General features: G+C 63.4%; 28 protein-coding genes. 18 read left to right on the top strand and 10 right to left on the bottom strand.

All coding sequences use genetic code 11. The annotated features are described in order from the left end of the window. The first annotated feature begins 35 nt into the window (after positions 1-35). The 4 genes from ccmA to NKI37_RS23625 all read left to right on the top strand — a co-directional run bounded on the left by ccmA (position 36) and on the right by NKI37_RS23625 (position 2,390). Positions 36-638 carry a heme ABC exporter ATP-binding protein CcmA gene (ccmA, locus tag NKI37_RS23640; protein WP_352596818.1) on the top strand — a complete coding sequence of 201 codons (603 nt, stop codon included), beginning with the start codon at positions 36-38 and terminating at the stop codon, positions 636-638. A 193-nt stretch (positions 639-831) separates the two neighbouring features. Next, positions 832-1,497: a heme exporter protein CcmB gene (ccmB, locus tag NKI37_RS23635; protein WP_023755644.1), complete on the top strand. Its 666-nt coding sequence runs from the start codon at positions 832-834 to the stop codon at positions 1,495-1,497. Positions 1,498-1,620: 123 nt separating this feature from the next. After that, a complete protein-coding gene (gene ccmD, locus NKI37_RS23630; RefSeq protein ID WP_023755643.1) occupies positions 1,621-1,812 on the top strand; it encodes a heme exporter protein CcmD in 192 nt (63 codons plus the stop codon). Beyond that, on the top strand, positions 1,809-2,390 hold the full coding sequence (locus NKI37_RS23625; RefSeq protein ID WP_023687679.1) for a DsbE family thiol:disulfide interchange protein: 582 nt from the start codon (positions 1,809-1,811) through the stop codon (positions 2,388-2,390). Before ccmD ends, NKI37_RS23625 begins: the two co-directional genes overlap by 4 nt. A 184-nt stretch (positions 2,391-2,574) precedes the next feature. On the opposite strand, the gene NKI37_RS23620 is transcribed toward NKI37_RS23625, so the two are convergent. Beyond that, positions 2,575-2,742 carry a hypothetical protein gene (locus tag NKI37_RS23620; protein WP_023683851.1) on the bottom strand — a complete coding sequence of 56 codons (168 nt, stop codon included), beginning with the start codon at positions 2,740-2,742 and terminating at the stop codon, positions 2,575-2,577. Positions 2,743-3,028: 286 nt separating this feature from the next. On the opposite strand from NKI37_RS23620, the gene NKI37_RS23615 reads away from it, so the two are divergent. Next, positions 3,029-3,949 (top strand): SMP-30/gluconolactonase/LRE family protein, encoded by a 921-nt coding sequence (locus NKI37_RS23615; protein WP_023671738.1) that lies wholly within the window; start codon positions 3,029-3,031, stop codon positions 3,947-3,949. Positions 3,950-4,114: 165 nt separating this feature from the next. Next, positions 4,115-4,321: a tautomerase family protein gene (locus NKI37_RS23610; protein WP_023683852.1), complete on the top strand. Its 207-nt coding sequence runs from the start codon at positions 4,115-4,117 to the stop codon at positions 4,319-4,321. Between the two features lie 83 nt (positions 4,322-4,404). Here NKI37_RS23610 and NKI37_RS23605 read toward each other — a convergent pair whose 3' ends face one another. From NKI37_RS23605 to NKI37_RS23570, 8 genes are all read right to left on the bottom strand, one after another. Further along, a complete protein-coding gene (locus NKI37_RS23605) occupies positions 4,405-4,953 on the bottom strand; it encodes an NADPH-dependent FMN reductase (protein ID WP_023683853.1) in 549 nt (182 codons plus the stop codon). Between the two features lie 58 nt (positions 4,954-5,011). Then, the gene (locus NKI37_RS23600) at positions 5,012-5,632 is read right to left on the bottom strand and encodes a pyridoxamine 5'-phosphate oxidase family protein (protein ID WP_023706747.1); all 621 of its coding nucleotides are present in this window, start codon (positions 5,630-5,632) and stop codon (positions 5,012-5,014) included. 60 nt (positions 5,633-5,692) lie between these two features. Beyond that, positions 5,693-6,364, bottom strand: a complete 672-nt coding sequence (locus NKI37_RS23595) for a septation protein A (RefSeq protein ID WP_023710236.1) — start codon at positions 6,362-6,364, stop codon at positions 5,693-5,695. A 61-nt stretch (positions 6,365-6,425) separates the two neighbouring features. Next, on the bottom strand, positions 6,426-8,264 hold the full coding sequence (gene ftsY, locus NKI37_RS23590) for a signal recognition particle-docking protein FtsY (protein ID WP_352794568.1): 1,839 nt from the start codon (positions 8,262-8,264) through the stop codon (positions 6,426-6,428). A gap of 12 nt (positions 8,265-8,276) precedes the next feature. Continuing rightward, positions 8,277-9,596: a tRNA (N(6)-L-threonylcarbamoyladenosine(37)-C(2))-methylthiotransferase MtaB gene (gene mtaB, locus NKI37_RS23585; protein ID WP_352787160.1), complete on the bottom strand. Its 1,320-nt coding sequence runs from the start codon at positions 9,594-9,596 to the stop codon at positions 8,277-8,279. Further along, positions 9,596-10,480 (bottom strand): diaminopimelate epimerase, encoded by an 885-nt coding sequence (gene dapF / locus NKI37_RS23580; RefSeq protein ID WP_352544228.1) that lies wholly within the window; start codon positions 10,478-10,480, stop codon positions 9,596-9,598. Before dapF ends, mtaB begins: the two co-directional genes overlap by 1 nt. Positions 10,481-10,553: 73 nt before the next feature. Continuing rightward, a complete protein-coding gene (locus NKI37_RS23575) occupies positions 10,554-10,715 on the bottom strand; it encodes a DUF1328 family protein (protein WP_023683859.1) in 162 nt (53 codons plus the stop codon). 94 nt (positions 10,716-10,809) lie between these two features. Then, the gene (locus tag NKI37_RS23570; RefSeq protein WP_245263842.1) at positions 10,810-11,433 is read right to left on the bottom strand and encodes a hypothetical protein; all 624 of its coding nucleotides are present in this window, start codon (positions 11,431-11,433) and stop codon (positions 10,810-10,812) included. 376 nt (positions 11,434-11,809) lie between these two features. On the opposite strand from NKI37_RS23570, the gene NKI37_RS23565 reads away from it, so the two are divergent. Together NKI37_RS23565 and zapE are read left to right on the top strand one after the other, a co-directional pair. After that, a complete protein-coding gene (locus NKI37_RS23565) occupies positions 11,810-12,349 on the top strand; it encodes a protease inhibitor Inh/omp19 family protein (RefSeq protein WP_023687689.1) in 540 nt (179 codons plus the stop codon). Positions 12,350-12,379: 30 nt separating this feature from the next. Next, positions 12,380-13,564, top strand: a complete 1,185-nt coding sequence (zapE, locus tag NKI37_RS23560) for a cell division protein ZapE (protein WP_352787159.1) — start codon at positions 12,380-12,382, stop codon at positions 13,562-13,564. A gap of 269 nt (positions 13,565-13,833) precedes the next feature. Here zapE and NKI37_RS23555 read toward each other — a convergent pair whose 3' ends face one another. Beyond that, complete coding sequence (locus NKI37_RS23555; protein WP_352787158.1) at positions 13,834-14,202, bottom strand: GNAT family N-acetyltransferase; 369 nt, start codon at positions 14,200-14,202, stop codon at positions 13,834-13,836. A gap of 234 nt (positions 14,203-14,436) precedes the next feature. Between NKI37_RS23555 and mdh the strand changes: the two genes are divergently transcribed. The 10 genes from mdh to NKI37_RS23505 all read left to right on the top strand — a co-directional run bounded on the left by mdh (position 14,437) and on the right by NKI37_RS23505 (position 24,894). After that, positions 14,437-15,405 (top strand): malate dehydrogenase, encoded by a 969-nt coding sequence (mdh, locus tag NKI37_RS23550; RefSeq protein WP_023670541.1) that lies wholly within the window; start codon positions 14,437-14,439, stop codon positions 15,403-15,405. A 33-nt stretch (positions 15,406-15,438) separates the two neighbouring features. Next, a complete protein-coding gene (sucC, locus tag NKI37_RS23545) occupies positions 15,439-16,632 on the top strand; it encodes an ADP-forming succinate--CoA ligase subunit beta (protein WP_023706741.1) in 1,194 nt (397 codons plus the stop codon). Positions 16,633-16,638: 6 nt separating this feature from the next. Then, entirely contained in the window at positions 16,639-17,010 is a 372-nt protein-coding gene (locus NKI37_RS23540; protein ID WP_023670539.1) for a cupin domain-containing protein, read from the top strand. Positions 17,011-17,012: 2 nt separating this feature from the next. Beyond that, positions 17,013-17,510: a DUF1579 family protein gene (locus NKI37_RS23535; RefSeq protein ID WP_023752711.1), complete on the top strand. Its 498-nt coding sequence runs from the start codon at positions 17,013-17,015 to the stop codon at positions 17,508-17,510. Between the two features lie 12 nt (positions 17,511-17,522). Next, entirely contained in the window at positions 17,523-18,428 is a 906-nt protein-coding gene (sucD, locus tag NKI37_RS23530; RefSeq protein WP_023687695.1) for a succinate--CoA ligase subunit alpha, read from the top strand. 128 nt (positions 18,429-18,556) lie between these two features. Continuing rightward, complete coding sequence (locus tag NKI37_RS23525; RefSeq protein ID WP_023736764.1) at positions 18,557-21,544, top strand: 2-oxoglutarate dehydrogenase E1 component; 2,988 nt, start codon at positions 18,557-18,559, stop codon at positions 21,542-21,544. 48 nt (positions 21,545-21,592) lie between these two features. Beyond that, on the top strand, positions 21,593-22,885 hold the full coding sequence (gene odhB, locus NKI37_RS23520) for a 2-oxoglutarate dehydrogenase complex dihydrolipoyllysine-residue succinyltransferase (protein ID WP_023670535.1): 1,293 nt from the start codon (positions 21,593-21,595) through the stop codon (positions 22,883-22,885). A gap of 16 nt (positions 22,886-22,901) precedes the next feature. Continuing rightward, positions 22,902-23,639, top strand: a complete 738-nt coding sequence (locus NKI37_RS23515) for a DUF4241 domain-containing protein (RefSeq protein ID WP_031195599.1) — start codon at positions 22,902-22,904, stop codon at positions 23,637-23,639. Continuing rightward, complete coding sequence (locus NKI37_RS23510) at positions 23,636-24,142, top strand: hypothetical protein (protein WP_023818324.1); 507 nt, start codon at positions 23,636-23,638, stop codon at positions 24,140-24,142. Before NKI37_RS23515 ends, NKI37_RS23510 begins: the two co-directional genes overlap by 4 nt. Further along, positions 24,139-24,894: an SDR family oxidoreductase gene (locus NKI37_RS23505; protein ID WP_352787157.1), complete on the top strand. Its 756-nt coding sequence runs from the start codon at positions 24,139-24,141 to the stop codon at positions 24,892-24,894. The genes NKI37_RS23510 and NKI37_RS23505 overlap by 4 nt, the downstream gene beginning before the upstream one ends. The last annotated feature ends 19 nt before the right edge of the window (positions 24,895-24,913 follow it).

Below are 24,913 nucleotides of genomic sequence, written 5' to 3'. Positions count from 1 at the left end.
GCTATCGCGCGGTAAAGTTTTCGGGACGGGCAGGCATGCGGCTGATTGCCGAAAATCTGGGCGGCGAACGCGGCGGCGAGACGGTCTTTTCCGGCATCGGTTTTGCGCTCGACCAGGGCCAGGTGCTGGTCGTCACCGGGCCGAACGGTTCGGGCAAATCGACGCTGCTCAGGGTCATCGCCGGGCTGCTGCCGAAGGCGCAAGGCGACGTGCGCATCGAGGGCGGCGGCGAGACGTTTCCGACGATCGCTTCGGCGGTCCACTATCTCGGCCACCTCAACGCAATGAAGACGGCGCTCAGCGTGGCGGAGAATCTGCGCTTCTGGCGCGATTTCAACGGCGATGGGCAGTCGGGTGTCGAAGAGGCGCTGGAGACGGTTGGTCTCGGCGGCATCGGCCACCTGCCTTTCGGCTATCTGTCGACCGGGCAAAGGCGGCGCGCGGCAATTGCGAAATTGCTGGTCAGTCATAAGCCGCTGTGGCTGCTGGATGAGCCGACGGCCGGGCTGGACAAGGCTTCGGAGGCGCGGTTTGCGGGGCTGATGACGAGGCATTGCGCGGAGGGCGGGATTATTGTCGCGGCGACGCACCTGCCGCTGGGATTGGATGGGGCGAAGGAATTGAGGATGGGGATTTGATGTCGGTGCCAGGCACCCCCCTCTGGCCTGCCGGCCATCTCCCCCTCAAGGGGGGAGATCAGCAGCTCGGCTGCCGAGCAGATTTTGCTGCGCTGGAGATTGGCGAAGGCCGAAATTCTATCCAATCTCCCCCCTTGAGGGGGAGATGGCCGGCAGGCCAGAGGGGGGTGCTCAAGCGCGGGCATCTCAAATCATGCTAGCCCTCTTCCTGCGCGACATCCGCCTCCCCGTCCGCGCCGGCGGCGGAGCGCTCACCGGCGTCATCTTCTTCCTCGCCGTCATCGCCACCATCCCCTTCGGTGTCGGACCGGACCTGAAGCTGCTCGCCCGCATCGGTCCGGCGATCCTTTGGATCGGCGCTCTGCTCGCCTGCCTGCTCGGCCTCGACCGGTTGTTTCAGGCCGATCGCGAAGACGGTTCGCTCGATCTTCTGGTGCTGGGCAATGACCGCCACATGCTGGCGCTGACGGTGCTGGTGAAGTGCCTGGCGCACTGGATGGGCAGCGTTCTGCCGCTGGTGGTTGCGGCACCTCTGCTCGGCCTGTTCATGAACATGGAGCCGCTCAGCATCGGCGCCACCGCGCTCACGCTGCTGGTCGGCACGCCGGCCATCACTTTCATCGGCGCGGTCGGGGCGGCGGTGGCGGTGGCGCTGCCGCGCGGCGGGCTGCTGATCTCGGTGCTGGTGTTGCCGCTGACCATCCCGGTGCTGATCTTCGGAGTGTCGGCGAGCTACGGCGCGGTGGCCGACCCTGATCCGTTCCTGCAGCCCTTCCTCATTCTTGCCGCGCTGACGCTGTTTCTTGCCGTGCTGGGTCCGGTGGCGGCAGCACTGGCGCTGCGGCATGGAACGGACTGATATGACCGCTGCGGCGCGACGGATCAATTGCGAAGCCCCAGCCGCAAAGCTAAGAAAGCCGCAAAGCCATGGGAAGGCCATGATCGAGCACGACGAAGCGACGGTGGAAGGGGCGCGAAGCGCATGAGTGCACACGCACTCTATGTCGCGGTCGCCTATGGCATCACGGCGATCGTGCTGGCCGGGCTGATCGGCTGGATCCTGCTCGACCAGCGGACCCGCAAGCGCGAACTGGCGGAACTCGAAGCGGCCGGCGTGCGGCGTCGCTCGGACAAAGCCGGTACTGGGGCCAGCACTGGGGCCAGCAAGCCATGAGCACGGAAAGCGAAACGCCGGCGTCGCCGCGCCGCCGCCTGATCGTGCTGTTGCCGCTGCTGGTTTTTCTCGGCCTCGCCGGATTGTTCCTGTCGCAGCTTTTGTCGGGACGCGACGAGGCGGCAGTGCCGTCGGCGCTGATCGGCCTGCCGGCGCCGCAGACCAACCTGCCGGCGCTGGAAGGATCAAACCTGCCCGGGCTGGATTCAAAAGCCTTCGCCGGCAAGGTAACGCTGGTCAACGTCTTTGCATCGTGGTGCGCGCCGTGCCGGGAAGAGCATCCGGTGCTCTTGCAGCTGTCGCAGGACAAGCGCTTCGTCATGGCCGCGCTAAACTACAAGGACCAAGCGCAAAACGCGCGCCGGTTCCTTGGTGATCTCGGCAATCCGTTCCAGGCGATAGGTGTCGACGAGGCCGGCCGCACGGCCATCGACTGGGGCGTCTACGGCGTGCCGGAAACCTTCGTCATCGGCAAGGACGGCAAGATTGCCTACAAGCATGTCGGGCCGCTGACAGGGGAGTCGGCGAGGGATGTTCTGTTGCCGCAGATTGAAAAGGCGCTCGCGGCACCGGGCTGACGTTGGCGCCATGCCCCCTCATCGAGCCGCTACGCGGCCACCTTCTCCCCGTGGGGAGAAGAGGGAAGCATCGGCACAGGCTAGCTCCTCTCCCGGGGGGAGAGGTCGAATTGCCCGAATTGCTCATGCAATTCGGTTTGGCAATCCGGGTGAGGGGGCGGTGCCCCGCTGACGTCTGAAATGCTCAGCCGTAGATCTGCCTGTGGATCTGGTAGAGCATTTCCGAGCGGTCGGCGCGCAGGTCGGCCAGATCGCGGCTCGTTAGGTTTTCGATTTCCGCGACGAGGCGGTTGTAGTGGCGGCGCTTGGCCATCGAGGAGCGCGCGCGGGAGAAGAGGTTGTCAAAAGCCATAGCAAGGGTCCTTTCGTGCCGCATATCAGCGGTGAATTTGTTCCTCCCTTGGTCGTTCGCACCATGACATAGGAATGGTGCGATGCAAAAAGAAGATGTTGCAATGCACCATTGCACAGGGCGCATAGCGGGTTAATACAGCGCTACAGCACCATAAACGGCCGGACAGGCTGGCGGGCCATGCCGGCCGGGCACCTTTTGTCTTACAAATTGCGCCTGCGCCACCTTGCCATCGCGCCCGCAGGCTGGCTTGATCCGCGCGTCACGTGATGCCCGGAGGAAATGCATGGCGACCGCAGACTATTACGAAATTCTGGATCCGCGTTTCGCGCGGCTGTTCAACGGCAACGCCCAGGTGGAAAAGCTGTTTACCGGATGTCAGTGGGCGGAAGGGCCGGCCTGGTTCGCCGCCGGCCGCTATGTCGTCTGGTCCGACATCCCCAACAACCGCATGCTGCGCTATGACGAGACCGACGGCAATGTGAGCGTCTTCCGTCAGCCCTCCGGCAATTCCAACGGCAACACCGTCGACCGCCAGGGCCGACTGGTGACGTGCGAGCATTCCGGCCGCCGCGTCAGCCGCACCGAGCATGACGGTTCCGTCACCACCATCGCGGCCGAATGGAAAGGCAAGCGGCTGAATTCGCCCAATGACGCGGTCGTGAAATCCGACGGCTCGATCTGGTTCACCGATCCGAGCTACGGCATCGACACCGACTATGAGGGCGACAAGGCCGAAAGCGAGATCGGCGCTTGCAATGTCTACCGGGTCGATCCGGATACGGGCGAGGTCGAGGCCGTCATCACCGACATGGTCCGGCCGAACGGGCTTGCCTTTTCACTGGATGAAAGCCAGCTCTATGTCGTCGACACCGGCCGCACGCATGGCGCGCAGAACCCCGCGCATATGCGGGTCTTCAACGTCGGCAAGCACGGCAAGAAGGTCTCGGGCGGCAAGGTGTTCGCCGACTGCACGGCCGGCCTGTTCGACGGCTTCCGGCTCGACGAGGCCGGCCGCATCTGGACCAGTGCCGCCGACGGCATCCATTGCTACGATCCCGACGGCACGCTGATCGGCAAGGTCAAGGTGCCGGAAGTGACCGCCAATTGCGTGTTCGGCGGCAACAAGCTGAACTGCCTCTACATCGCCGGCACCACGTCGCTCTACATGGTGCGGCTGATGGTGAACGGGGCGAAGACGTATTGAGGCTGCTGCAAACGCTTCTCTGGCGGCCCTTGATGGCGTTTCTGCGCCTGCCGGCGGCGCCTGTTGCGCTGCGGCCGCCGGAACCACCGCCAAGCGGTTCGCCGGAGCGGATTTCGAAGCCGCCCAGCGGCGGCGGTATCAGACACAATTCAAGGGGAGGACATCATGCCATTCGTCAACATCCGCATCGTCAAGGAAGTGATCGCCGCTGATCCCGCTGGCAAGAAGGCCGACATTGCCAAAAAGGTCACGGCGGCCATCATGGACGCCACCGGGCTTAGCAATGACGACGTCTGGGTGGTGTTCGAAGAGGTCAACGCGCGCGACTGGTATGTCGGTGTGACCGATGTCGAGACGTTGCGGAAGGGGTAGCACAGCGGCACGTTGGGGTGCGCCGCACCCTTTCGTTCGTCATCCTAGGGTCTGCGCCGCGTCGCTTCGCTCCTTGCTCCGCCCTAGGATGACGAGGCAACGTTTGCGCGTATAAAACTCGCGAAAACCTGCACCGCTTCGCGCATGGCCCGCAGGTTCTCGTCCTCTCCCAGGATCGCTTCTATCTCCGGCGGTTTCTTGCCGAGCAAGGCAATCTCCAGAACCGCATTCTCACAAAGCGCGAACGACATGGTGCGCATGATCTCGGCCAGCGCGGCGCGGGCATAGAGCGAGCGCGCGGAGGCGTGGGCCAGCATGGCGGGCTTGCCGACTGCGGCGTCGCGCGAGACCAGCCAGTCGAGAGCGTTTTTCATGCCGCCGGGCACGCCATGGGCATATTCGGGGCAGGAGACGATGATGCCATCGGCGCTGGTGACGGCCTCGATCAGCCGCATGGCCTCGGCCGGTGTGCGCTCGCCTTCGTCATCCGGGTTGAAGATCGGCAGCAGGCCGAGCCCGTCATAGACAGTTACGCGGCAATCCGAAGGCGCGTTCGCGGACAGCGCCGCCAGCAGCGCCGAATTGGTCGAGGCGGCGCGCAGGCTGCCGGAGATGGCGAGGAGTTCGATCACGGGGAAACAGGGCTAGGGAAACCGGCAAAGGACTGCAATGGCGAATCGTACGCGAAATTTACCACAGGGTCTTGCTGTAGGCCTCGTCCAGCGAGCGGTCGAAATCGTCGGCAGTTTCGGCATGCGCCATCTGATCGGACAGGATCTGACCGAGCGTCGGCAACGTCGCGCGGTCGTGCCAGCTGTCCGGCTTCCACAATTCGGAGCGCATGAAGGCCTTGGCGCAGTGCATGTAAGCGGCCTTGACGCTCACCACGACGACGCTTTGCGGTTGCTTGCCGTCGACGGTGAGGCGCTCGCGCAAACCGGCATCGACGGTTATGCGGGCGTCGCCATTGATGCGCAGCGTCTCGTTCATGCCGGGGATGAGAAAAAGCAGCCCGACCGAAGGGTTGAGCAGGATGTTTTCCAGCGTGTCCAGCCGGTTGTTGCCGGGCCGGTCGGGAATGGCGATGGTCGTGTCGTCGAGGACAAGGGCAAAGCCCGGTCTGTCGCCTTTCGGCGTCACGTCGGCATTGCCGGCGCCGTCGGAAGAACCGATCAGCACGAAAGGGCTCTTGCCGATGAAAGAGCGGCAGTGGCCGTCGAGCGCCCTGAGTTCCTTGCGCATCGAGGTGTCGGTCGGCCGCGGCGTCTTGTAGATCGTCCTCAGTTCATCGCGCGTGGTGACGAATTCCATGGCCGTCTCCGTTTATTCTGACGCAATTCCGGACGGCTTCACACTTTTCCTGGAATTGCTCTACTTGCCGGCTTCTTCCACCTTCTCGGCCTTATCCTCGATCGAATGGTGCAGGATCAGCGGCATCTGGCTGAAGGTGAACAACAGGGTGATCGGCATGATGCCCCAGACCTTGAAGGTAACCCAGAAGTCGGTGGAAAAATTCCGCCACACCACTTCATTGGCAAGAGCCAGGAACAGGAAGAACAGGCCCCAGCGGAAAGTCAGCTTGCGCCAGCCTTCGGCATCGAGGCGAAAGGCCGAATCGAAGACATAGCCGAGCAGCGATCGGCCGAAATACAGACCGCCGAGCAGCACGCCGCCGAACAGGGTGTTGACGATGGTCGGCTTCATCTTGATGAACACGTCGTCCTGCAGATAGAGCGTCAGCGCGCCGAAGATGAAGACGACGACGCCCGAGACCATCGGCATGATCGGCAAGGTGCGCAGCAGCAGCCAGGAGGCGATCAGCGCGACCGCCGTCGCCGCCATGAACAGGCCGGTGGCGACGAAGATCGGCCCGCCGAACTCGGCCAGGACAGGAAATTTCTGCACCAGCCAGGCGCCGCGTGCATTGGCGAAGAAGAACACCATCAGCGGCCCGAGTTCCAGCACCAGCTTGAGCAGCGGATTGACGCTTTCTTTCTTCTTTCGCGGGTCGGACGGGTCGCGTTCGAGGATGGGAGGGTTCATGACTTCCTTCTGACGCATGATCTTGTCCAAAAAAGCCTGCAGCTCTTCGGGATCGTGCTTTTTACGCTACGCCCGCGATCGCCCTGGCGAATTCGCTGGCCGAGAATGGTTCGAGGTCGTCGACCTGTTCGCCGACGCCGATGAAGTAGACCGGCAGTTTGTGCTTTGCCGCGATCGCGACCAGAATACCGCCGCGCGCCGTGCCGTCCAGCTTGGTCATCACCAGGCCGTTGACGCCGGCGACATTGCGGAAGATCTCGACCTGATTGAGCGCATTCTGGCCGGTGGTGGCGTCGACCGTCTGCAGCACGGTATGCGGCGCTTCCGGATCGAGCTTGCCCAGCACGCGCACGATCTTTTCCAGCTCCGCCATCAGTTCGGTCTTGTTTTGCAGCCGGCCGGCGGTGTCGATGATCAGTACGTCGGAGCCGGCCTCCTTGGCGCGTTCGAAAGCGTCGTAGGCGAGGCCGGCGGCATCCGCGCCGATCTTCGAGGCGATGACCGGAGACTTCGTCCTCTCGCCCCAGATCTTCAGCTGCTCGATGGCTGCAGCGCGAAAGGTATCGCCGGCGGCCAGCATCACCGACAGGCCACCATCGGTCAGTTTGGCGGCGAGCTTGCCGATGGTCGTGGTCTTGCCGGTGCCGTTGACGCCGACCACCAGAATGACATGCGGCTTGTGCGACAGGTCGAGCTCCAGCGGCATGGCGACATGGGCCAGCACCTTCTCCACCTCGGCCGCCATGATGGTGCGGACATCCGCGTCGGAGACATCCTTGCCATAGCGGCTGGCAGCGAGGGCATCGGTGACGCGCAAGGCTGTTTCCATGCCCAGATCGGCGCGGATCAGCACGTCTTCGAGGTCCTGTAGCGTCTCTTCGTCGAGCTTTCGCTTGGTGAAGACGCCGGCGATGTTGCCGGTGAGTTCTTTCGAGGAGCGGGCAAGCCCGTCGCGCATGCGCTGGAACCAGGAACCTCGCGGCGCCGGTTCGGGCGCCTTTTGCGGCTCGGCTTTCTGCTCGACCTTTTTGGTGACGGTGACTTTGCCGGGAGCTGGTTTTGACTGTGGCGAAGGTTGCGGGGCCGGCGCGGGCGCTAGCTCGGTAACGATGGTCTTGGCTTCGACCGGCGCGGGTACAGCTTCAATCGACGTGCGCTTTACCTCCCCCTTGATGGGGGAGGTCCCAAGCGAAGCTTGGGGGTGGGGGTGATTTGCGCTGGCGTCGGCGCCATCACCCCACCCCGCCGCTTCGCGTCGACCCTCCCCATCGAGGGGAGGGTGGGGCGCCTCGTCCTTCTCCCCGTGGCTATACGGGGAGAAGGTGCCGACAGGCGGATGAGGGGCGGCGCTGACCTCTGAGGTAAGCTGTGCGGGAGGCGCGGACGGTTGCGGCACTTCGATCGGGGCGGCCGGTTCTGCTGGAGTCTCGGCAGGCGTCGGCACTTCGACGGGAGCGGGCTCAGGCTGCGGTTCTTCTACCGACGCGGGCTCCGGCAACGGTTCCGGCTCGGATGGGACGACCGGTTCCGGCGCGGGCGGGATGGTCGGCGCGGGTTTGGGCTTCGGTTCTTCTGGCGCCGACTGCGGCGCAGGCTTTACCTCCCCCTTGATGGGGGAGGTCCCAAGCGAAGCTTGGGGGTGGGGGTGAGTGGCGCAGGCGTCGGCGCTCTCACCCCTCCCCGCCACTTCGTGGCGACCCTCCCCATCGAGGCGAGGGTGGGGCGTCGGCGGCTCGGGTTCCTCGCGCTTCAAGAACTCCGGAACGACCTGCTCGGCCGCCGGCTTCAGCGCCTCAAGCGCATCCCATTTGATCGGCGGCAGGGGAGCGGTTTCGTCGATGCGCTCCTCGACGACTTCCTTCTTGCCGAACGAAAATATGTTCTTGAAAAAACCGGCCATGCTTCAATCGTCTCAGGCGGCGCAGGCAGTGAGGGGCGAGGCTATCAGGCGCGCGCCGTCATGGCCGGTGATGTCTGCCTCGACGATCTCGCCCGGCGCGCCCGTGTCGAGCGCCGCAAGCGTGAACCCTTCGGTGCGGCCGAGGCCGTCGCGCTCGACCAGGATCGACTGGCGCGTTCCCGGGAGTGACGACAAATGGCGGCGATACGCAGCCTCACCAGCGGCGCGCAGCTGGGCCGCGCGCTGCTTGACCAATTCGCGGCGGACCTGCGGCATGCGCGCGGCGGGCGTGCCTTCACGCGGCGAAAACGGGAAGACATGCAGGTGCGTCAGCCCACATTCCTCGACGATCTTTATCGAATTCTGAAACATTTCCTCGGTCTCGGTCGGGAAGCCGGCGATGATGTCGGCGCCGAACACGATTGCCGGGCGCAATTTGCGCACATCTTCGCAGAAGCGGATCGACTGGTCACGCAAATGCCTGCGCTTCATGCGCTTCAAGATCATGTCGTCGCCCGACTGCAGCGACAGATGCAGATGCGGCATCAGCCTGGGTTCGGTGGCGATGGCGTCCAGCAGATCGTCGTCGGCTTCGATCGAATCGATGGAGGACAGCCGCAGCCGCTTCACATCAGGCACCTGCTTCAGGATGGTCTTCACCAGCTTTCCCAGCTTCGGCGCGCCCGGCAGGTCGGCGCCGAAAGAGGTCATGTCGACGCCGGTCAGCACGATCTCGGCGTAGCCGTTGCCGGCGAGACGCTTGACCTGCTCGACAACCGCGCCCATCGGCACCGAGCGTGAGTTGCCGCGGCCATAGGGGATGATGCAGAAGGTGCAGCGATGGTCGCAGCCATTCTGCACCTGGACGAAAGCACGCGCCCGGCCCTCAATGGCGTCGACCATGTGGCCGGCGGTCTCGCGCACCGAGAAGATGTCGTTGACGCGCGCCTTTTCGGTGTCGTTGACGCCGAAATCCGGCAGCGCGCGATAGGAGTTCGCCTTCAGCTTCTCCTCATTGCCGAGCACGAGGTCGACCTCGTCCATGGCGGCAAAATTCTGCGGTTCGGTCTGCGCGGCGCAGCCGGTGACGATGATGCGCGCCGCCGGGTTTTCGCGGCGGGCTTTGCGGATCGACTGCCTGGCCTGGCGCACCGCTTCCGAAGTGACGGCGCAGGTGTTGAAGATGATAGCCCCGCCTTTGAGCGCGCCGAGGCCGGCACTTTCGGCCTCGCGCCGCATCACCTCGGATTCATAGGTGTTGAGACGGCAGCCGAAGGTGACGACGTCTATGCCTTGGGAGTTGAGGCCCTTGGTATCGGCAAGTGCAGACATCAGGCCGCGCTTTCGGTGTCGCGGGCCCAGGTGCCGGTCGACGGATCGAAACTGCCGGAAAATTCCCATTCAGCGGCACCGGTCAGGATGACGTGGTCGTCGTCGCGCCATTCCACATGCAGCGAGCCGCCGCCGGGCGTCATCAGCGTAACGCTGCGGCCGGTGCGCCGGGTGCGGGCAGCGGCGACGACGGAAGCGCAAGCGGCCGAGCCGCAGGCCTTGGTCAGGCCGGCGCCGCGTTCCCAGGTGCGGATGATCATCGTCTCCGCCGACGTTACCTGGGCGATAGTGATGTTGGCGCGCTCGGGGAAGATCGGATGGTTTTCGAGCAGCGGGCCGAAACGCTCGAGTTCGTAGGACCAGACATCGTTTTCGACCCAGAAGATGGCGTGCGGGTTGCCCATCGAGAGAGCCGAAGGCGAATGCAGCACCGGCGCGTCGATGGGGCCGATCTGCAACTCGATCATGCGGGTGTCGCGGAATTCCTCAGCCAGCGGGATATCCTGCCAGCCGAAGCGCGGCGTGCCCATGTCGACCGAGATGGTGCCGTCGGCATGTTCGACGGCGTTGAGGATGCCGGCGCGGGTCTCGAAGGTGAAAGTCTTCTGGCCGGTTTCGGCGGCCAGCGCCTGGACGACACAGCGCATGCCGTTGCCGCAGGCCTGCGCGCCCGAGCCGTCGGAATTCAAGATGTCGATGTAAAAGGCGGTGCCCGGCGTGCGCGAATCGTGGATCGCCATGATCTGGTCGAACCTGGTCGCCGCATCGGCGTTCAGCGCGACAGCCGACGCCGCCGTGACCCTATCGGCACGGCCGCGCATGTCGGCGACGATGATTTCGTTGCCGATGCCGTTCATCTTGGCGAAGGGGGCAGTGCCTGCCATGATCTGAGGTAATTCCTGTGCGTTTCGCCGCTATATGGCGGAAACGGGCGGGAATTACCAGTGTGGGCTGCGTCTAGGTTACCGCGAAAACGCCGAGCACGATCAGCAGGAAGATGACGAGAACGATGCCGATCAGCACGCGCGCGCCGGTGGCGGCGGCACCGGCCAGCGCCGGCATGCCGAGCAGGCTGGCGGCGGCAGCAACGATGAGAAGAATGATGATCCATTTGATCATGGACAATGCCTCGCAAATTGACTGCAGCGGCCTAAGAACGCATCTGCCGCGCTCTGGTTCCCTCTTGCCGCGAGGCTCTCTCCGACTGGGCGCGCTATTCGGCAATCTCGAAGTCGGTCGTGAAAGGCGCCGTCTTTGGCGAGTTCTCGTCGTGCATGAGGAAATCCGCGCGGTATTTGCCGGGGGGAACGCCATCCAGGGAGACGTTTAATTTGAAGAACATCTCTCGGTTATGCGAGCGCGAGGCGAGCTGGACCCGACCAAGCTTTTCGACGCTGCCCAGCTTCTCGCCCGACTGGGAAAGCACGGTAAGGTCAACGTAAAGCGCGATCTGGTTGTTGCCGAGCCCATCCGAGCCGTAGCCGTAACCGACCGGCTCCATATAAAGCACAATCTCTTCGCCCGGCTTGTAGACATGGTTCGGGCGCTCGGCGTAGGCGCCGAACCCGCTGGCCGACAGGATATGCTTCACATTTTGCACGCCAAGCGGCATCGCTTGCCACAGAGCGTCCTCGGCGCTGCGGAATTTGTCCAGCGCGCCGGCGCCATCACCCGCCTGCAGTGCCTTTTCGGCTTCAGCGGCGCGATCGGAGATTTCGCCCGCGAAAGCGGCCGGCGTCGAAATTACCAGCGCGATCAAAACTGCCAAGATTGATTTCATCTGTTCCCCCTGTTGCGATAGAACATCGGCTAAAACGGCAGTGCCGTAAACGGCCAAATGCAGACTTCAGCCGCGCTCGATCTCGGGAACGTCCCAAAGCTCGCCCGGACGGAAGGCGCGAAACCGCTCACGCGCCAGGCCTTGCGCCTCAAGCGCTTCAGTCAGTTTTGCGCCGGCAGTTGCGCTCGACCGCCGATGCGCCGACCTGCTGCGGGCTCCGGTGCCGCTTTCGCAACCAATGTACCGGTTGGAACCGCGCTAGAGCGAAGACATGCCTTTTGTCCGCCAGCCATTTTGCGACAAATTTACAACAATTCGTGGTGCAAACCCTATTTTAACCATATCGGGTTGAAATTTCGCCACCTTCTCCATCTTGGTGAGGGGTGAGATTGTGCGGACGGCTTCCCCCCAGCCGGATCCGACGGAGGTTGGAATGATTTTTTCGAGAAGCGGGCTGATGGCCGTATCGCTGGCAGCGCTCGTTGCGAGCGGCTGTTCGACCTCGCGTTTTTCATCGATGGATGACCAGCAGCCCGCCCCGCTGCAGCCCGCGCCCGCCGGCACGGTGAGCGGAAGCCAACTGCCGCCCCCGGCAGCGCCGGGCACCACCGACCCATCGCAATTCCCGACCGCGCCGGCAGGCGCGCAGGTCGCCTCGCTGCCGCCGGACGGATCGGCGCCGGCCGGAGCCTCCGACCTTACCGCTGCGAGCGTTGCCGGCGTTTGGAACGCCAGCGTGTCCGGACAGAGCTGCAAGGTGGCGACGCCGCAGACCAAATTTGGCGCCGGCTTCCGCGCCGGGCCGCTGCATTGCCCGCCGCCCATCGACGGCATCAAATCGTGGAACGTCGCCGGCAAGCAGCTGACGCTCTATGACGAGAATGGCGGCACGCTGGCGCGGCTCTATTCCTCGGGCGGTTCGAAATTCGACGGCCAGACTACCAACGGCTTGCCGATATCGCTTACAAGATAGGCTGCCTATCCCTAGACAGCGACGTGACCGATGCATCTGCGTGACGGCCTCCAGACCCATGCGACCGTCAGGCAGCGCTACGACCATCTGGTCGCAACCGGCGCCATCGAGCGCGATGCGGCGCAGGAGCGCATCGCCGCCGCGCTCGACCGGCTGACAGACGAGATCTCGGTCAAGCGGCTGGCGCACAAGTCGAGCGCGCTCGGCTGGCTGTTTGCCCGCAAGCGCGAGACGCGCGAGGTCGTCAAGGGCCTCTACATTCATGGCGACGTCGGTCGCGGCAAGACCATGCTGATGGATATGTTCTTCGAGCTGTTGCCGGTCAGGCGCAAGCGCCGCGTTCATTTCAACGACTTCATGGCCGATGTGCAGGACCGCATCCAGAAGCACCGGCAGGCGCGCAAGAACGGCGACGTCAAGGAGGACGACCCGATCCCGCCGGTCGCGCTTCAGCTTGCCGAACAGGCCTGGGTGCTGTGCTTCGATGAGTTTTCGGTCACCGACATTGCCGATGCGATGGTCCTGTCGCGGCTGTTTTCGGCGCTGTTCGCCAATGGCGTGGTTCTGGTCGCCACCTCGAATGTCGCGCCGCAAGACCTTTATCGCGACGGGCTGAACCGCCAACTCTTCCTGCCCTTCATCAGCATTCTCGAGCGCCACGCCCATGTGCTGACGCTCGATGCCGACAAGGACTACCGGCTGGAAAAGCTCGCCCGCACGCCTGTCTATGTCACGCCGGGGGATGCCGAAGCCGATCGTATGCTCGACGAAGCCTGGCAGGCGATGACGCACGGGGCGGCAACGGCCGAGACCGCGCTGACGCTCAAGGGGCGGCAGGTGAGAATACCGGCTGCTTCCGGCAATGCGGCGCGGTTTTCCTTCGCCGATCTCTGCGAAAAGCCGCTCGGCGCGCGCGATTTCCTGGCGATTGCCGGCCGCTTCTCGACCGTCTTCATCGATCACGTGCCGGTGCTGGGCGAAGGCAAGCGCAACGAGGCCAAGCGCTTCATCCTCCTGATTGACACGCTCTACGATCATCACACGCGGCTGGTGGTAAGCGCCGATGCCTCGCCCCCTGAGCTCTATACGGCCAGGCGCGGCAACGAGGTGTTCGAATTCGAGCGCACGGCCTCGCGGCTGATTGAAATGCAGAGCCGGGATTGGCTGGAGGACTGGGCGGAACGGCAAAAGGCGAAGGCGGAAGTGCAGGTCTGAGGGTTCGAAGAGGTCATTATGTAGTGATCCTTCGCGCCCCCCTCTGTCCTGCCGGACATCTCCCCCACACGGGGGGAGATTGGCGGTTTCGGCGCTCCGCTCATTCCTGCGGCCATTGGAGATTGGCGAAAGGTCGCGTGACGTCCGATCTCCCCCCTCGTGGGGGAGATGCCTGGCAAGGCAGAGGGGGGCGCTGTCCCGCCGACGCCTAAAGGTCATACGCATACATTACAAACGCCTCCGCCTGCCCATGCTCCTCCCTGCGTTTTTCATAAAGCCCGCGCGATGGAACATTGTCCGGCTCGGTTCCAACACAGGCTTCGCCGCAACCTTTGCTCGCGGCCGAGCGCGAACATCGCGTCGAGCATTTTTCGCGCGATGCCTTGGCGCTGGTAGGCGGGTGAGACGCCGACTTCGTCGATGTAGAGTCCGTTGACCTTGTCGGGATGGCGGTGGATGATTGTGGGGCATTGGTCGACGACGCCGCTGGCCAATGCCACGATCATGAGATGACCTGATGATGAGGCGAGGTAGGCAGCAAGCCTGTCTGCCCGGACCGGCTCGTCGAACACGTCCTCGGCGATGCGCTTCACAAGGGCGTCATCGCCTGGATATAGTCTTCTGATTTCCACGCTCATTGTGTAAAATCTCCCAAGCTGGCCTACAAACTTTGACGTTTACGTAAGTCCCAATGTTTCTAACCGATTGAAATCATTCACTCGAAAATAATCGATTGAATATATTTTCCACCGGGGCTACTGGATGCGGCGAAATCTAGCTGAGACCATAGCATTCCGGCCTCTTCCTCGACGCCGTCAACAGATCGCCAGGGATTTTGGGCGTCGTCACAGACAAAGGGAAAATTTCCTCACATGGCACGCAACAAGATAGCGCTCATCGGCTCCGGCATGATCGGCGGCACGCTCGCTCACATGATCGGCCTCAAGGACCTCGGCGACGTGGTGCTGTTCGATATTGCCGAGGGCATTCCGCAAGGCAAGGGGCTCGATATCGCGCAGTCGTCGCCGGTCGACGGTTTTGATTCCCGGCTGACCGGCGTCAATGATTATGCCGGCATCGAGGGCGCCGACGTTTGCATCGTCACCGCGGGCGTGCCGCGCAAGCCAGGCATGAGCCGCGACGATCTGCTGGGCATCAACCTCAAGGTCATGGAACAGGTCGGCGCCGGGCTGAAGAAATATGCACCCAAGGCCTTCGTCATCTGCATCACCAACCCGCTCGACGCCATGGTCTGGGCGCTGCAGAAGTTTTCCGGCCTGCCCAAGACCCATGTCGTCGGCATGGCCGGCGTGCTCGACAGCGCGCGCTTCCGCTATTTCCTAGCCGAGGAATTCAAGGTCTCGGTCGAGGACGTTACCGCCTTCGTGCTCGGCGGCCACGGCGATTCCATGGTGCCGATGATCCGCTACTCCACTGTGTCAGGCATTCCGTTGCCCGATCTCATCAAGATGGGCTGGACCTCGAAGGAAAAGCTCGACCAGATCGTCCAGCGCACCCGCGACGGCGGCGCCGAGATCGTCGGTCTGCTCAAGACCGGCTCGGCCTTCTACGCGCCAGCCGCCTCGGCGATCTCGATGGCCGAATCCTACCTCAAGGACAAGAAGCGCGTGCTGCCTTGCGCGGCGCATCTCTCGGGCCAGTATGGCGTCAAGGGCACCTATGTCGGCGTTCCCGTTGTGATCGGCGCCGGCGGCGTCGAGCGCATCATCGAGATCGACCTCAACAAGGCCGAGCAGAAGATGTTCGACGCCTCGGTGGCGACGGTGCAGGGCCTGACCGAGGCCTGCGTCAAGATCGCCCCGCACCTCGCCTCGAAGTGATCCCCCCAAGCAGCCGATCCGGAGACCATCCAGATGAACATCCATGAATATCAGGGCAAGGCGCTGCTGAAGAGCTTTGGCGCGCCGGTGGCCGAGGGCGTGCCGGTGTTCAAGGCAAGCGAGGCGGAAGCCGCGGCACAAGCGCTGCCCGGTCCGCTCTATGTGGTGAAGAGCCAGATCCATGCCGGCGGCCGCGGCAAGGGCAAGTTCAAGGAACTGTCGCCCGACGCCAAGGGGGGCGTGCGGCTGGCGAAGTCGGTGGCCGACGTCGTCGCCAACGCCAATGAGATGCTCGGCCACACGCTGGTCACCAAGCAGACCGGCCCGGCCGGCAAGCAGGTCAACCGCCTTTATATCGAGGACGGCGCCGACATCGATCGCGAGCTTTATCTGTCGATCCTGGTCGACCGCTCGGTCGGCCGCATCGCTTTCGTCGTCTCGACCGAGGGCGGCATGGACATTGAAGGCGTCGCCCACGACACGCCGGAAAAGATCATCACCCGCGCCATCGATCCGCTGGCCGGCGTGACGACCATCGACGTCGACATATTGGTGGAAGCGCTGGGCCTCACCGGCGATGCCGCCAAGGATGCCGGCACGCTGTTCCCGATCCTCTACAAGGCCTTTGTCGAGAAGGACATGAGCCTGCTCGAGGTCAACCCGCTGATCGTGATGAAAAACGGCCGCCTGCGCGTGCTGGACGCCAAGGTGTCGTTCGACAACAACGCGCTGTTTCGCCACCCCGAACTGATGGAATTGCGCGACACCACCGAAGAGGACGAGAAGGAGATCGAGGCGTCGAAATACGACCTCGCCTATGTCGCGCTCGACGGCAATATCGGCTGCATGGTCAATGGCGCCGGCCTTGCCATGGCGACGATGGACATCATCAAGCTCTACGGCGCCGAACCCGCCAACTTCCTCGATGTCGGCGGTGGCGCGTCGAAGGAGAAGGTGACGGCGGCGTTCAAGATCATCACCCGGGATCCGGCGGTCAAAGGCATTTTGATCAACATCTTCGGCGGCATCATGAAGTGCGACATCATCGCCGAGGGCGTGATTGCCGCGGTCAAGGAAGTCGGCCTGGAAGTGCCGTTGGTGGTGCGCCTCGAAGGCACAAACGCCGAACTCGGCAAGAAGATCATCAACGACAGCGGCCTCAACGTCGTGTCGGCCGACGATCTCGACGACGCAGCCAAGAAGATCGTGGCGGCGGTGAAGGGCTGAAGGCGAATGCCTCCGCGCAAGATAAACCTGGTCGAGGCGGCGGATCGAACGATCACCAAGGTCTTCGATCCGCATATCGCCGGCGACGTCAATGACAGCCAGGCGAAGGTCGCCAAGTTCGGCGAGACCTTCGACTGGCATGCACATGAGCATGAGGACGAGGCCTTTCTCGTGCTGCGCGGACGCATCGCCATCGATTTTCGCGACGGTCCGGTCGAGCTCGGCGAGGGCGACTTCATCGTCGTGCCAAGGGGTGTCGAGCACCGGCCGCGGTCGCTGACCGCCGAGCCCGTGGTGTTGATGTTCGAGCCGGCAACGACGCTCAACACCGGCAATGCCAAGAGCGACCTCACCGTCACCGACCTGAAGCGGCTCTGACCATGAACGCGGCTTCCTTTTCCTCGCTCTCGGCCGATCACCAGCGCCTGCAGGCGCTGGTCGGCGCGTGGCGCGGCGAGGAAGAGGTGGCGGAAACGCAATGGGCCGATGGCGGCACGGCGACGTCGGAGGTGCTGGCGGAGGCGCAGTTCGGCGGCCTGTTCGTGGTGCAGCGCTATCGCCAGCGCCGCGACGGCACGGTCTCGTTCGGGTCGCACTCAGTGTTCGGCTTCGACCAGCCAAACAGCCTCGTCACCATGCATCAGTTCGATTCCATGGGTTTTATGCCGGCCTCGCCGGCCACAGGTGCATGGAACGGCGCAGAACTGATTCTGGAGCGGTCATCGCCGCGCGGCTCAGCGCGCGTGACGTATATTTTCGACACTCCCGATGCCTACCGGATGCGACTGCATTTCAAACCTGCCGGCAGCGACAGCTGGCAAGACATGGTGAGCGGCGTCTACCGGCGCGTTTCGCCTTCCTCGATCAACGGTTTTTAGAAAAGGGCTCCGATGTCCATTCTCATCGACAAGAACACCAAGGTGCTGGTTCAGGGCCTGACCGGCAAGACCGGCACGTTCCACACCGAGCAGGCCTTGGCCTATCACGGCACCAGGATGGTCGGCGGCATCCATCCCAAGAAGGGTGGCGAGACCTGGACCGGCGCCAAGGGCGAAAACCTGCCGATCTTCGGTTCCGTTGCCGAGGGCAAGGAAAAGACCGGCGCCAATGCCTCGGTGGTCTATGTGCCGCCGGCGGGCGCCGCCGAAGCCATCCTCGAAGCCATCGAAGCCGAGATCCCGCTGATCGTCTGCATCACCGAAGGCATTCCGGTGATGGACATGGTTAGGGTCAAGGCGCGGCTCGACCGCTCGACCTCGCGGCTGATCGGCCCGAACTGCCCCGGCGTGCTCACCCCCGACGAATGCAAGATCGGTATCATGCCCGGCAACATCTTCCGCAAGGGCTCGGTCGGCGTTGTTTCGCGCTCGGGAACGCTTACCTATGAGGCAGTGTTCCAGACCACCAATGTCGGCCTCGGCCAGACCACCGCCGTCGGTATCGGCGGCGACCCCGTCAAAGGCACCGAGTTCATCGACATGCTCGAAATGTTCCTCGCCGACGACGAGACCAAGTCGATCATCATGATCGGCGAGATCGGCGGTTCGGCCGAGGAAGACGCCGCGCAGTTCCTCAAGGACGAGGCCAAGCGCGGCCGCAGGAAACCGATGGCCGGCTTCATCGCCGGGCGCACCGCGCCGGCCGGTCGCACCATGGGCCATGCGGGCGCGGTTATCTCCGGCGGCAAGGGCGGCGCGGAAGACAAGATCGCGGCGATGGAATCAGCCGGCATCAAGGTTTCGCCATCGCCGGCACGGCTGGGCACGACCCTGGTCGAGGCGATCAAGGCCAAGTGAGTAGCGAGTAGTGAATAGCGAATAGGGAAAAGAGAGTAACGGCGCGACCCGGGAAAAATCCCTACTCGCTATTCGCTACTCACTATTCGCTTTTGAAAAGGAGACGGAGCCAGGCTCCGCGGACAAAAATGGCAAGACAAGATCAGGCCAACGACCAATTTTCGCTCACCTCTTTCCTCTATGGCGGCAATGCCGACTATATCGACGCGTTGTATGCCTCCTATGAGGATGATCCAGAGTCGGTAAACCCCGAATGGCAGGACTTCTTCGCCGGGCTGAAGGACGACGCCGGCGATGTGCGCAAGAACGCCAAGGGCGCTTCCTGGGCAAAGCCCTCCTGGCCGCTGCAGGCCAATGGCGAACTGGTGTCGGCGCTCGACGGCAATTGGGGCATCGTCGAGAAGCATCTGGAAAAGAAGGTCAAGGACAAGGCGGTCACCAATGGCGTCGTGCTGTCGGATGCCGACGTGCATCAGGCGACGCGCGATTCGGTGCGCGCCATCATGATGATCCGCGCCTTCCGCATGCGCGGCCATCTGCATGCCAATCTCGACCCGCTCGGCATCGCCAAGCCGCTTGAGGACTATAACGAGCTGTCGCCGGAAAATTACGGTTTTACCGCAGCCGACTACGACCGGCCGATCTTCCTCGACAATGTGCTCGGCCTCGAATTCGGCACCATCCGGCAGATGCTGGAGATCCTGACCCGCACCTATTGCTCGACGCTCGGTGTCGAGTTCATGCACATTTCCGATCCCGAGGAGAAGGCCTGGATCCAGGCGCGCATCGAGGGTGCCGACAAGGAGATTTCCTTCACCGCTACTGGAAAAAAAGCGATCCTGCAGAAGCTGGTCGAGGCCGAAGGCTTCGAGCAGTTCATCGATGTCAAGTACAAGGGTACCAAGCGCTTCGGCCTCGATGGCAGCGAAGGCCTGATCCCGGCGCTGGAGCAGATCATTAAGCGCGGCGGCCAGCTCGGCATGAAGGAGATCGTGCTCGGCATGGCGCATCGCGGCCGGCTGAACGTGCTGTCCCAGGTGATGGCCAAACCGCATCGCGCCATCTTCCACGAGTTCAAGGGCGGCTCGGCCGCTCCTGACGAGGTCGAGGGCTCGGGCGACGTCAAGTACCATCTCGGCGCCTCGTCGGACCGCGAATTCGACGGCAACAAGGTGCATCTGTCGCTGACCGCCAATCCCTCGCATCTGGAAATCGTCGATCCGGTTGTGATGGGCAAGGCGCGCGCCAAGCAGGACTATCTGTTCGGCCGCAGCCGCGAGGAGATCGTGCCGCTGGAAGAGCGCGCCAAGGTGCTGCCGCTGCTTCTGCATGGCGATGCCGCCTTTGCCGGCCAAGGTGTGATTGCCGAAATCCTCGGCCTGTCGGGGTTGCGCGGCCACCGCGTCGCCGGCACGCTGCATTTCATCATCAACAACCAGATCGGCTTCACCACCAATCCGCGCTTCTCGCGCTCGTCGCCCTATCCGTCCGACGTCGCCAAGATGATCGAGGCGCCGATCTTCCACGTCAATGGCGACGACCCTGAAGCGGTGGTGCATGCCACGAAGGTGGCGATCGAATTTCGCATGAAGTTCCACAAGCCGGTGGTGGTGGACATGTTCTGCTACCGCCGCTTCGGCCACAATGAGGGCGACGAGCCAGCCTTCACCCAGCCGATCATGTACGCCAACATCCGCAACCACAAGACGACGGTGCAGATCTATGGCGAGCGGCTGATCGCCGAGGGCCATATCAGCCAGGCCGAACTCGACAAGATGAAGGCCGACTGGCGCGCCCATCTGGAATCCGAATGGGAAGTCGGCCAGCACTACAAGCCCAACAAGGCCGACTGGCTGGACGGCGCCTGGTCCGGCCTGCGCACCGCCGACAACCAGGACGAACAGCGTCGCGGCAAGACCGCCGTGCCGGTCAAGGTGCTGAAGGACATCGGCAAGAAACTGACCGAGGTGCCGAAGGGTTTCGAGGCGCACAAGACCATCATCCGCTTCCTCGAAAACCGCCGCCAGGCGATCGACTCCGGCGAAGGCATCGACTGGTCGACGGCCGAGGCGCTGGCCTTCGGCGCCATCCTGCTCGACGGCAATCCGATCCGGCTCTCCGGCCAGGATTCCGAACGCGGCACCTTCTCGCAGCGCCATTCCGTGCTCTACGACCAGCGCGACGAGACCCGCTACATCCCGCTCAACAATCTCTCGGCCGCACAGGCCGGCTACGAAGTCATCAACTCGATGCTGTCGGAAGAGGCGGTGCTCGGCTTCGAGTATGGCTACAGCCTGGCCGAGCCTAAGGCGCTGACGCTCTGGGAAGCGCAGTTCGGCGATTTCGCCAACGGCGCCCAGGTGGTGTTCGACCAGTTCATCTCGTCGGGCGAGCGCAAGTGGCTCAGAATGTCGGGCCTGGTCTGCCTGTTGCCGCATGGCTATGAGGGCCAGGGGCCGGAACATTCGTCGGCCCGGCTCGAGCGCTTCCTGCAGCTCTGCGCCGAAGACAATATGCAAGTCGCCAACTGCACCACGCCGGCCAACTACTTCCACATATTGCGCCGGCAGCTGAAGCGGGACTTCCGCAAGCCGCTCATCCTGATGACGCCGAAGTCGCTGCTGCGCCACAAGCGGGCGGTATCGACGCTGCCGGAGATTTCGGGCGAAAGCTCGTTCCACCGGCTTTTGTGGGACGATGCCCAGCTGCTGCAGAACCAGGCGATCAAGCTCACCAAGGATTCCAAGATTCGCCGCGTCGTGCTGTGCTCGGGCAAGGTCTATTACGACCTCTACGAGGAGCGCGAGAAGCGCGGCATCAACGACATCTACCTGCTGCGCGTCGAACAGCTCTATCCCTTCCCGGCCAAGGCCCTGATCACCGAGCTGTCGCGTTTCCGCAATGCGGAGATGGTGTGGTGCCAGGAAGAGCCCAAGAATATGGGCGCCTGGTCGTTCATCGATCCGTATCTGGAATGGGTGCTGGCTCATATCGACGCCAAGCATCAGCGGGTGCGCTACACCGGCAGGCCGGCGGCGGCGTCGCCGGCGACCGGGCTGATGTCGAAGCATCTGGCACAGCTCGCCGCCCTGCTCGAAGACGCGCTCGGCGAATAGAACAAACCCGGCGAATAGAACAGACAGAGAAGAAACGGAACAGGCACAATGGCTACCGAAATCCGCGTTCCCACTCTCGGCGAATCCGTCACCGAGGCGACCATCGGCAAGTGGTTCAAGAAGGTCGGCGATGCCATTGCCGTCGACGAGCCGCTGGTCGAGCTCGAAACCGACAAGGTGACGGTGGAGGTGCCTGCCGCCGCCGCCGGCACGCTGGGCGAGATCACCGCCAAGGAAGGCGAGACCGTCGGCGTCGGCGCGCTGCTCGGTTCGATCTCGGCAGGCGTCGCCACGGCCGCCCCGGCGTCCAAGCAGGAGACCAAGCCGCAAGCGGTGTCGCAGGCTTCGAGCCCGGACGCAGCGCACACGACCAGGCAGGCCGCGGCCGAGACCGCCAAGATTGCCGGCGATGCTGGGCCGGTCGAGCCGCGCACCATGCCGCCGGCGCCAGCTGCCGCAAAGCTGATCGCCGAGAACAATCTTTCGGTCGACCAGGTTTCTGGCTCGGGCAAGCGCGGCCAGGTGCTGAAGGGCGATGTGCTCGACGCGATTTCCAAGGGCGCGCCGTCGCAGCCGGCCGAAATTCCGAAAGCCGCACCGGCTCCGGTCGCCGTGCGTGCGCCGTCCTCGGGCGACGATGCGTCGCGCGAGGAGCGCGTGCGCATGACCAAGCTGCGCCAGACCATTGCGCGCCGGCTGAAGGAAGCGCAGTCGACCGCAGCGATGCTGACCACCTTCAACGAGGTCGACATGTCGGCGGTGATGGCGCTCAGGACCAAGTACAAGGACATCTTCGAGAAGAAGCATGGCGTGAAGCTCGGCTTCATGGGCTTCTTCACCAAGGCGGTTACGCACGCATTGAAGGAAATCCCCTCGGTCAATGCCGAGATCGACGGCACCGACATCATCTTCAAGAACTATGCCCATATCGGCGTTGCCGTCGGCACCGAAAAGGGTCTCGTCGTGCCGGTGGTGCGCAATGCCGACCAAATGTCGATTGCCGAGATCGAGAAGGATATCGGCCGGCTGGGCATCGCCGCGCGTGACGGCAAGCTCTCGGTCGCCGACATGCAAGGCGGCACGTTCACGATCTCCAACGGCGGCGTCTACGGCTCGCTGATGTCGACGCCGATCCTCAATGCGCCGCAGTCCGGCATTTTGGGCATGCACAAGATCCAGGACCGGCCGGTCGTGGTCGGCGGCCAGATCGTGATCCGGCCGATGATGTACTTGGCGCTGAGCTACGATCACCGTATCGTCGACGGCAAGGAGGCCGTGACCTTCCTGGTCCGCGTCAAGGACAGCCTGGAAGATCCGGAACGGCTGGTGCTTGATTTGTGATCGGAGCTGATCCGTCATGAGCGGCTGGCTGGCGCGGTTTGGGTTCAAGCTGGGTCGAGTAGCGGGTAGCGTATTGAGGCGTTCCCGGCCGGCGGCTTCCGCCGCCATCTCTCCGCCGGCGACATCGACTGAATGGGATTCGGCGCCGGCGAGCAGCAATCTCGGTGTCTTCGCTCTCAGCGAAGCCGAAATGGCGGAGCGGAAGATCATCGTCACCGCGATCGGTGAGCTTGAGCTACCGACCGGCGAAATCATCGCTTGCGATCCACTGATTACCGGGCTGGAACGGCCTGTGTTTAGCCGTAAGGTCAGGCCGGGATGCTATCCAGTCACGTTGCTTGAGGCGCAAGGCCGTGTTGCTGCAGCGGTATTGCGGTTTGGCACTGGCTTGCCGGTGCGGTGGGAGTTGGCTGCCTTCGTCCGCGACGTCGGCACATCGTCCTGGAAGTCTGGATTTATTGTCGATGATAATGTTGCTTCGTTCATGGACAAGTCGGTTCTGACGCTGATGTCCGACCAGGAGGAACTCGACAGCTATCTTGCTGACGTTGCATGCTCGTTCGACAAGTTCCGCATGGATAATCCGGTTGATGGAAATCCGCTTAATATAGCCATGTTCGACACTGGCTTCGGTGATGGGAACTATTATTCCTTCTGGGGACTGGATGCGGCCGGCGAGCCGCTGGTCTTGATGACCGATTTCGAGGTGCTCGAAAACGCCGACGGCCGCGAGAGCAGCCAGAGCAATTCATGACAAACATCGCTTCGCCAATGATCGGATTTATGGCCGGGCTGGCTGTTCTCGCAGCGGGTTACGAGGCGCATGCCGCCTGCCCGCTGGCGCTTGCTGTCTATGGCGATGCCGAAAGCGAGGCCGGCATTGATTTCCGGCCGACGACGGATGCGGTCACCGTCACCAACTCGTTCAAGATGGTGCTCGACAAGGGCATCGTTCTCGACGGCATTGTCATGTGGACATCCGGTGTTTCGCGACCGCAAGGGTCGCTGATGTACAAATGCCCGACCGGCGACGTCACCGGTGACGAGCTTGCCGCCTGCACGGTCTGGCAGGGCGTCATCTACAGCGCCGACGATAAGGGCAATATCGCGCTCCTGGCGGCGGAAGGCACGGACGCGCCGCAGAGCCTGATCTTCCCCGATCTCGGGCCGTCGCTGCAGATGTCGACGGCCTTCGGCCCGAACGGTTTCTCGAAACTGCCATGGGACGTGTTTCTGCTGAAAGGTTGCCAGGAATGAGCGCGTCCAAGAAGGTGCTTCTGGTCACCGGCGGCAGTCGTGGCATTGGCGCGGCCACCTGCCGGCTTGCGGCAAAGGCGCGCTACCGGGTCGCGGTCAACTATGCCTCGAACGAGGCTGCCGCCAAGGCGCTGGTCGACGAAATCGAGGCGGCGGGTGGCGAGGCATTTGCCGTCAAGGGCGATGTCGGCGTCGAGGCTGACATCGTCGCCATGTTCGAAGCCGTCGATAGCGCTTATGGCCGGCTCGACGCCCTGGTGAACAATGCCGGAATCGTCGACGTCAAGGCGCGCGTCCATGAGATGAGCCTGGCGCGGCTGGAGCGCATGATGCGCATCAACGTCATCGGCTCGTTCCTGTGCGCCCGCGAGGCGGTGAGGCGCATGTCGAGCAAGAATGGCGGCCAGGGCGGCGCCATCGTCAACATCTCGTCGGCTGCGTCGCTACACGGCTCGCCCGGCGAATATGTCGACTATGCCGCGTCCAAGGCGGCGATCGACACTTTTACGCTCGGACTGGCGCGCGAAGTCGCGACCGAAGGCGTGCGGGTCAATGCGATACGGCCGGGCATCATCGACACCGAGATCCACGCCTCGGGCGGCCAGCCGGACCGGGTCGAGCGGTTCCGCGACATGCTGCCGATGAAACGAGCCGGCACGGCGGATGAAGTCGCGCATGCCGTTCTCTATCTTTTGTCGGATGAAGCGTCCTACACGACGGGCGCAATCCTGAATGTAAGCGGCGGCCGCTGAGCCCCAAGCTAAGGGAAAC

This window comes from Mesorhizobium sp. M0626, assembly GCF_040320665.1.
Classification (GTDB): Bacteria; Pseudomonadota; Alphaproteobacteria; order Rhizobiales; family Rhizobiaceae; genus Mesorhizobium.
This window is presented reverse-complemented; position numbering and strand designations above follow the sequence as displayed.

Coding starts and splice junctions, on each gene's coding strand:
- ccmA (WP_352596818.1), top strand. CDS start 36: ATGCGGCTGATTGCCGAAAATCTGGGCGGCGAACGCGGCGGCGAGACG.
- ccmB (WP_023755644.1), top strand. CDS start 832: ATGCTAGCCCTCTTCCTGCGCGACATCCGCCTCCCCGTCCGCGCCGGC.
- ccmD (WP_023755643.1), top strand. CDS start 1,621: ATGAGTGCACACGCACTCTATGTCGCGGTCGCCTATGGCATCACGGCG.
- NKI37_RS23625 (WP_023687679.1), top strand. CDS start 1,809: ATGAGCACGGAAAGCGAAACGCCGGCGTCGCCGCGCCGCCGCCTGATC.
- NKI37_RS23620 (WP_023683851.1), bottom strand. CDS start 2,742: ATGGCTTTTGACAACCTCTTCTCCCGCGCGCGCTCCTCGATGGCCAAG.
- NKI37_RS23615 (WP_023671738.1), top strand. CDS start 3,029: ATGGCGACCGCAGACTATTACGAAATTCTGGATCCGCGTTTCGCGCGG.
- NKI37_RS23610 (WP_023683852.1), top strand. CDS start 4,115: ATGCCATTCGTCAACATCCGCATCGTCAAGGAAGTGATCGCCGCTGAT.
- NKI37_RS23600 (WP_023706747.1), bottom strand. CDS start 5,632: ATGGAATTCGTCACCACGCGCGATGAACTGAGGACGATCTACAAGACG.
- NKI37_RS23595 (WP_023710236.1), bottom strand. CDS start 6,364: ATGAACCCTCCCATCCTCGAACGCGACCCGTCCGACCCGCGAAAGAAG.
- ftsY (WP_352794568.1), bottom strand. CDS start 8,264: ATGGCCGGTTTTTTCAAGAACATATTTTCGTTCGGCAAGAAGGAAGTC.
- mtaB (WP_352787160.1), bottom strand. CDS start 9,596: ATGTCTGCACTTGCCGATACCAAGGGCCTCAACTCCCAAGGCATAGAC.
- dapF (WP_352544228.1), bottom strand. CDS start 10,480: ATGGCAGGCACTGCCCCCTTCGCCAAGATGAACGGCATCGGCAACGAA.
- NKI37_RS23575 (WP_023683859.1), bottom strand. CDS start 10,715: ATGATCAAATGGATCATCATTCTTCTCATCGTTGCTGCCGCCGCCAGC.
- NKI37_RS23565 (WP_023687689.1), top strand. CDS start 11,810: ATGATTTTTTCGAGAAGCGGGCTGATGGCCGTATCGCTGGCAGCGCTC.
- zapE (WP_352787159.1), top strand. CDS start 12,380: ATGCATCTGCGTGACGGCCTCCAGACCCATGCGACCGTCAGGCAGCGC.
- NKI37_RS23555 (WP_352787158.1), bottom strand. CDS start 14,202: ATGAGCGTGGAAATCAGAAGACTATATCCAGGCGATGACGCCCTTGTG.
- mdh (WP_023670541.1), top strand. CDS start 14,437: ATGGCACGCAACAAGATAGCGCTCATCGGCTCCGGCATGATCGGCGGC.
- sucC (WP_023706741.1), top strand. CDS start 15,439: ATGAACATCCATGAATATCAGGGCAAGGCGCTGCTGAAGAGCTTTGGC.
- NKI37_RS23540 (WP_023670539.1), top strand. CDS start 16,639: ATGCCTCCGCGCAAGATAAACCTGGTCGAGGCGGCGGATCGAACGATC.
- NKI37_RS23535 (WP_023752711.1), top strand. CDS start 17,013: ATGAACGCGGCTTCCTTTTCCTCGCTCTCGGCCGATCACCAGCGCCTG.
- sucD (WP_023687695.1), top strand. CDS start 17,523: ATGTCCATTCTCATCGACAAGAACACCAAGGTGCTGGTTCAGGGCCTG.
- NKI37_RS23525 (WP_023736764.1), top strand. CDS start 18,557: ATGGCAAGACAAGATCAGGCCAACGACCAATTTTCGCTCACCTCTTTC.
- odhB (WP_023670535.1), top strand. CDS start 21,593: ATGGCTACCGAAATCCGCGTTCCCACTCTCGGCGAATCCGTCACCGAG.
- NKI37_RS23515 (WP_031195599.1), top strand. CDS start 22,902: ATGAGCGGCTGGCTGGCGCGGTTTGGGTTCAAGCTGGGTCGAGTAGCG.
- NKI37_RS23510 (WP_023818324.1), top strand. CDS start 23,636: ATGACAAACATCGCTTCGCCAATGATCGGATTTATGGCCGGGCTGGCT.
- NKI37_RS23505 (WP_352787157.1), top strand. CDS start 24,139: ATGAGCGCGTCCAAGAAGGTGCTTCTGGTCACCGGCGGCAGTCGTGGC.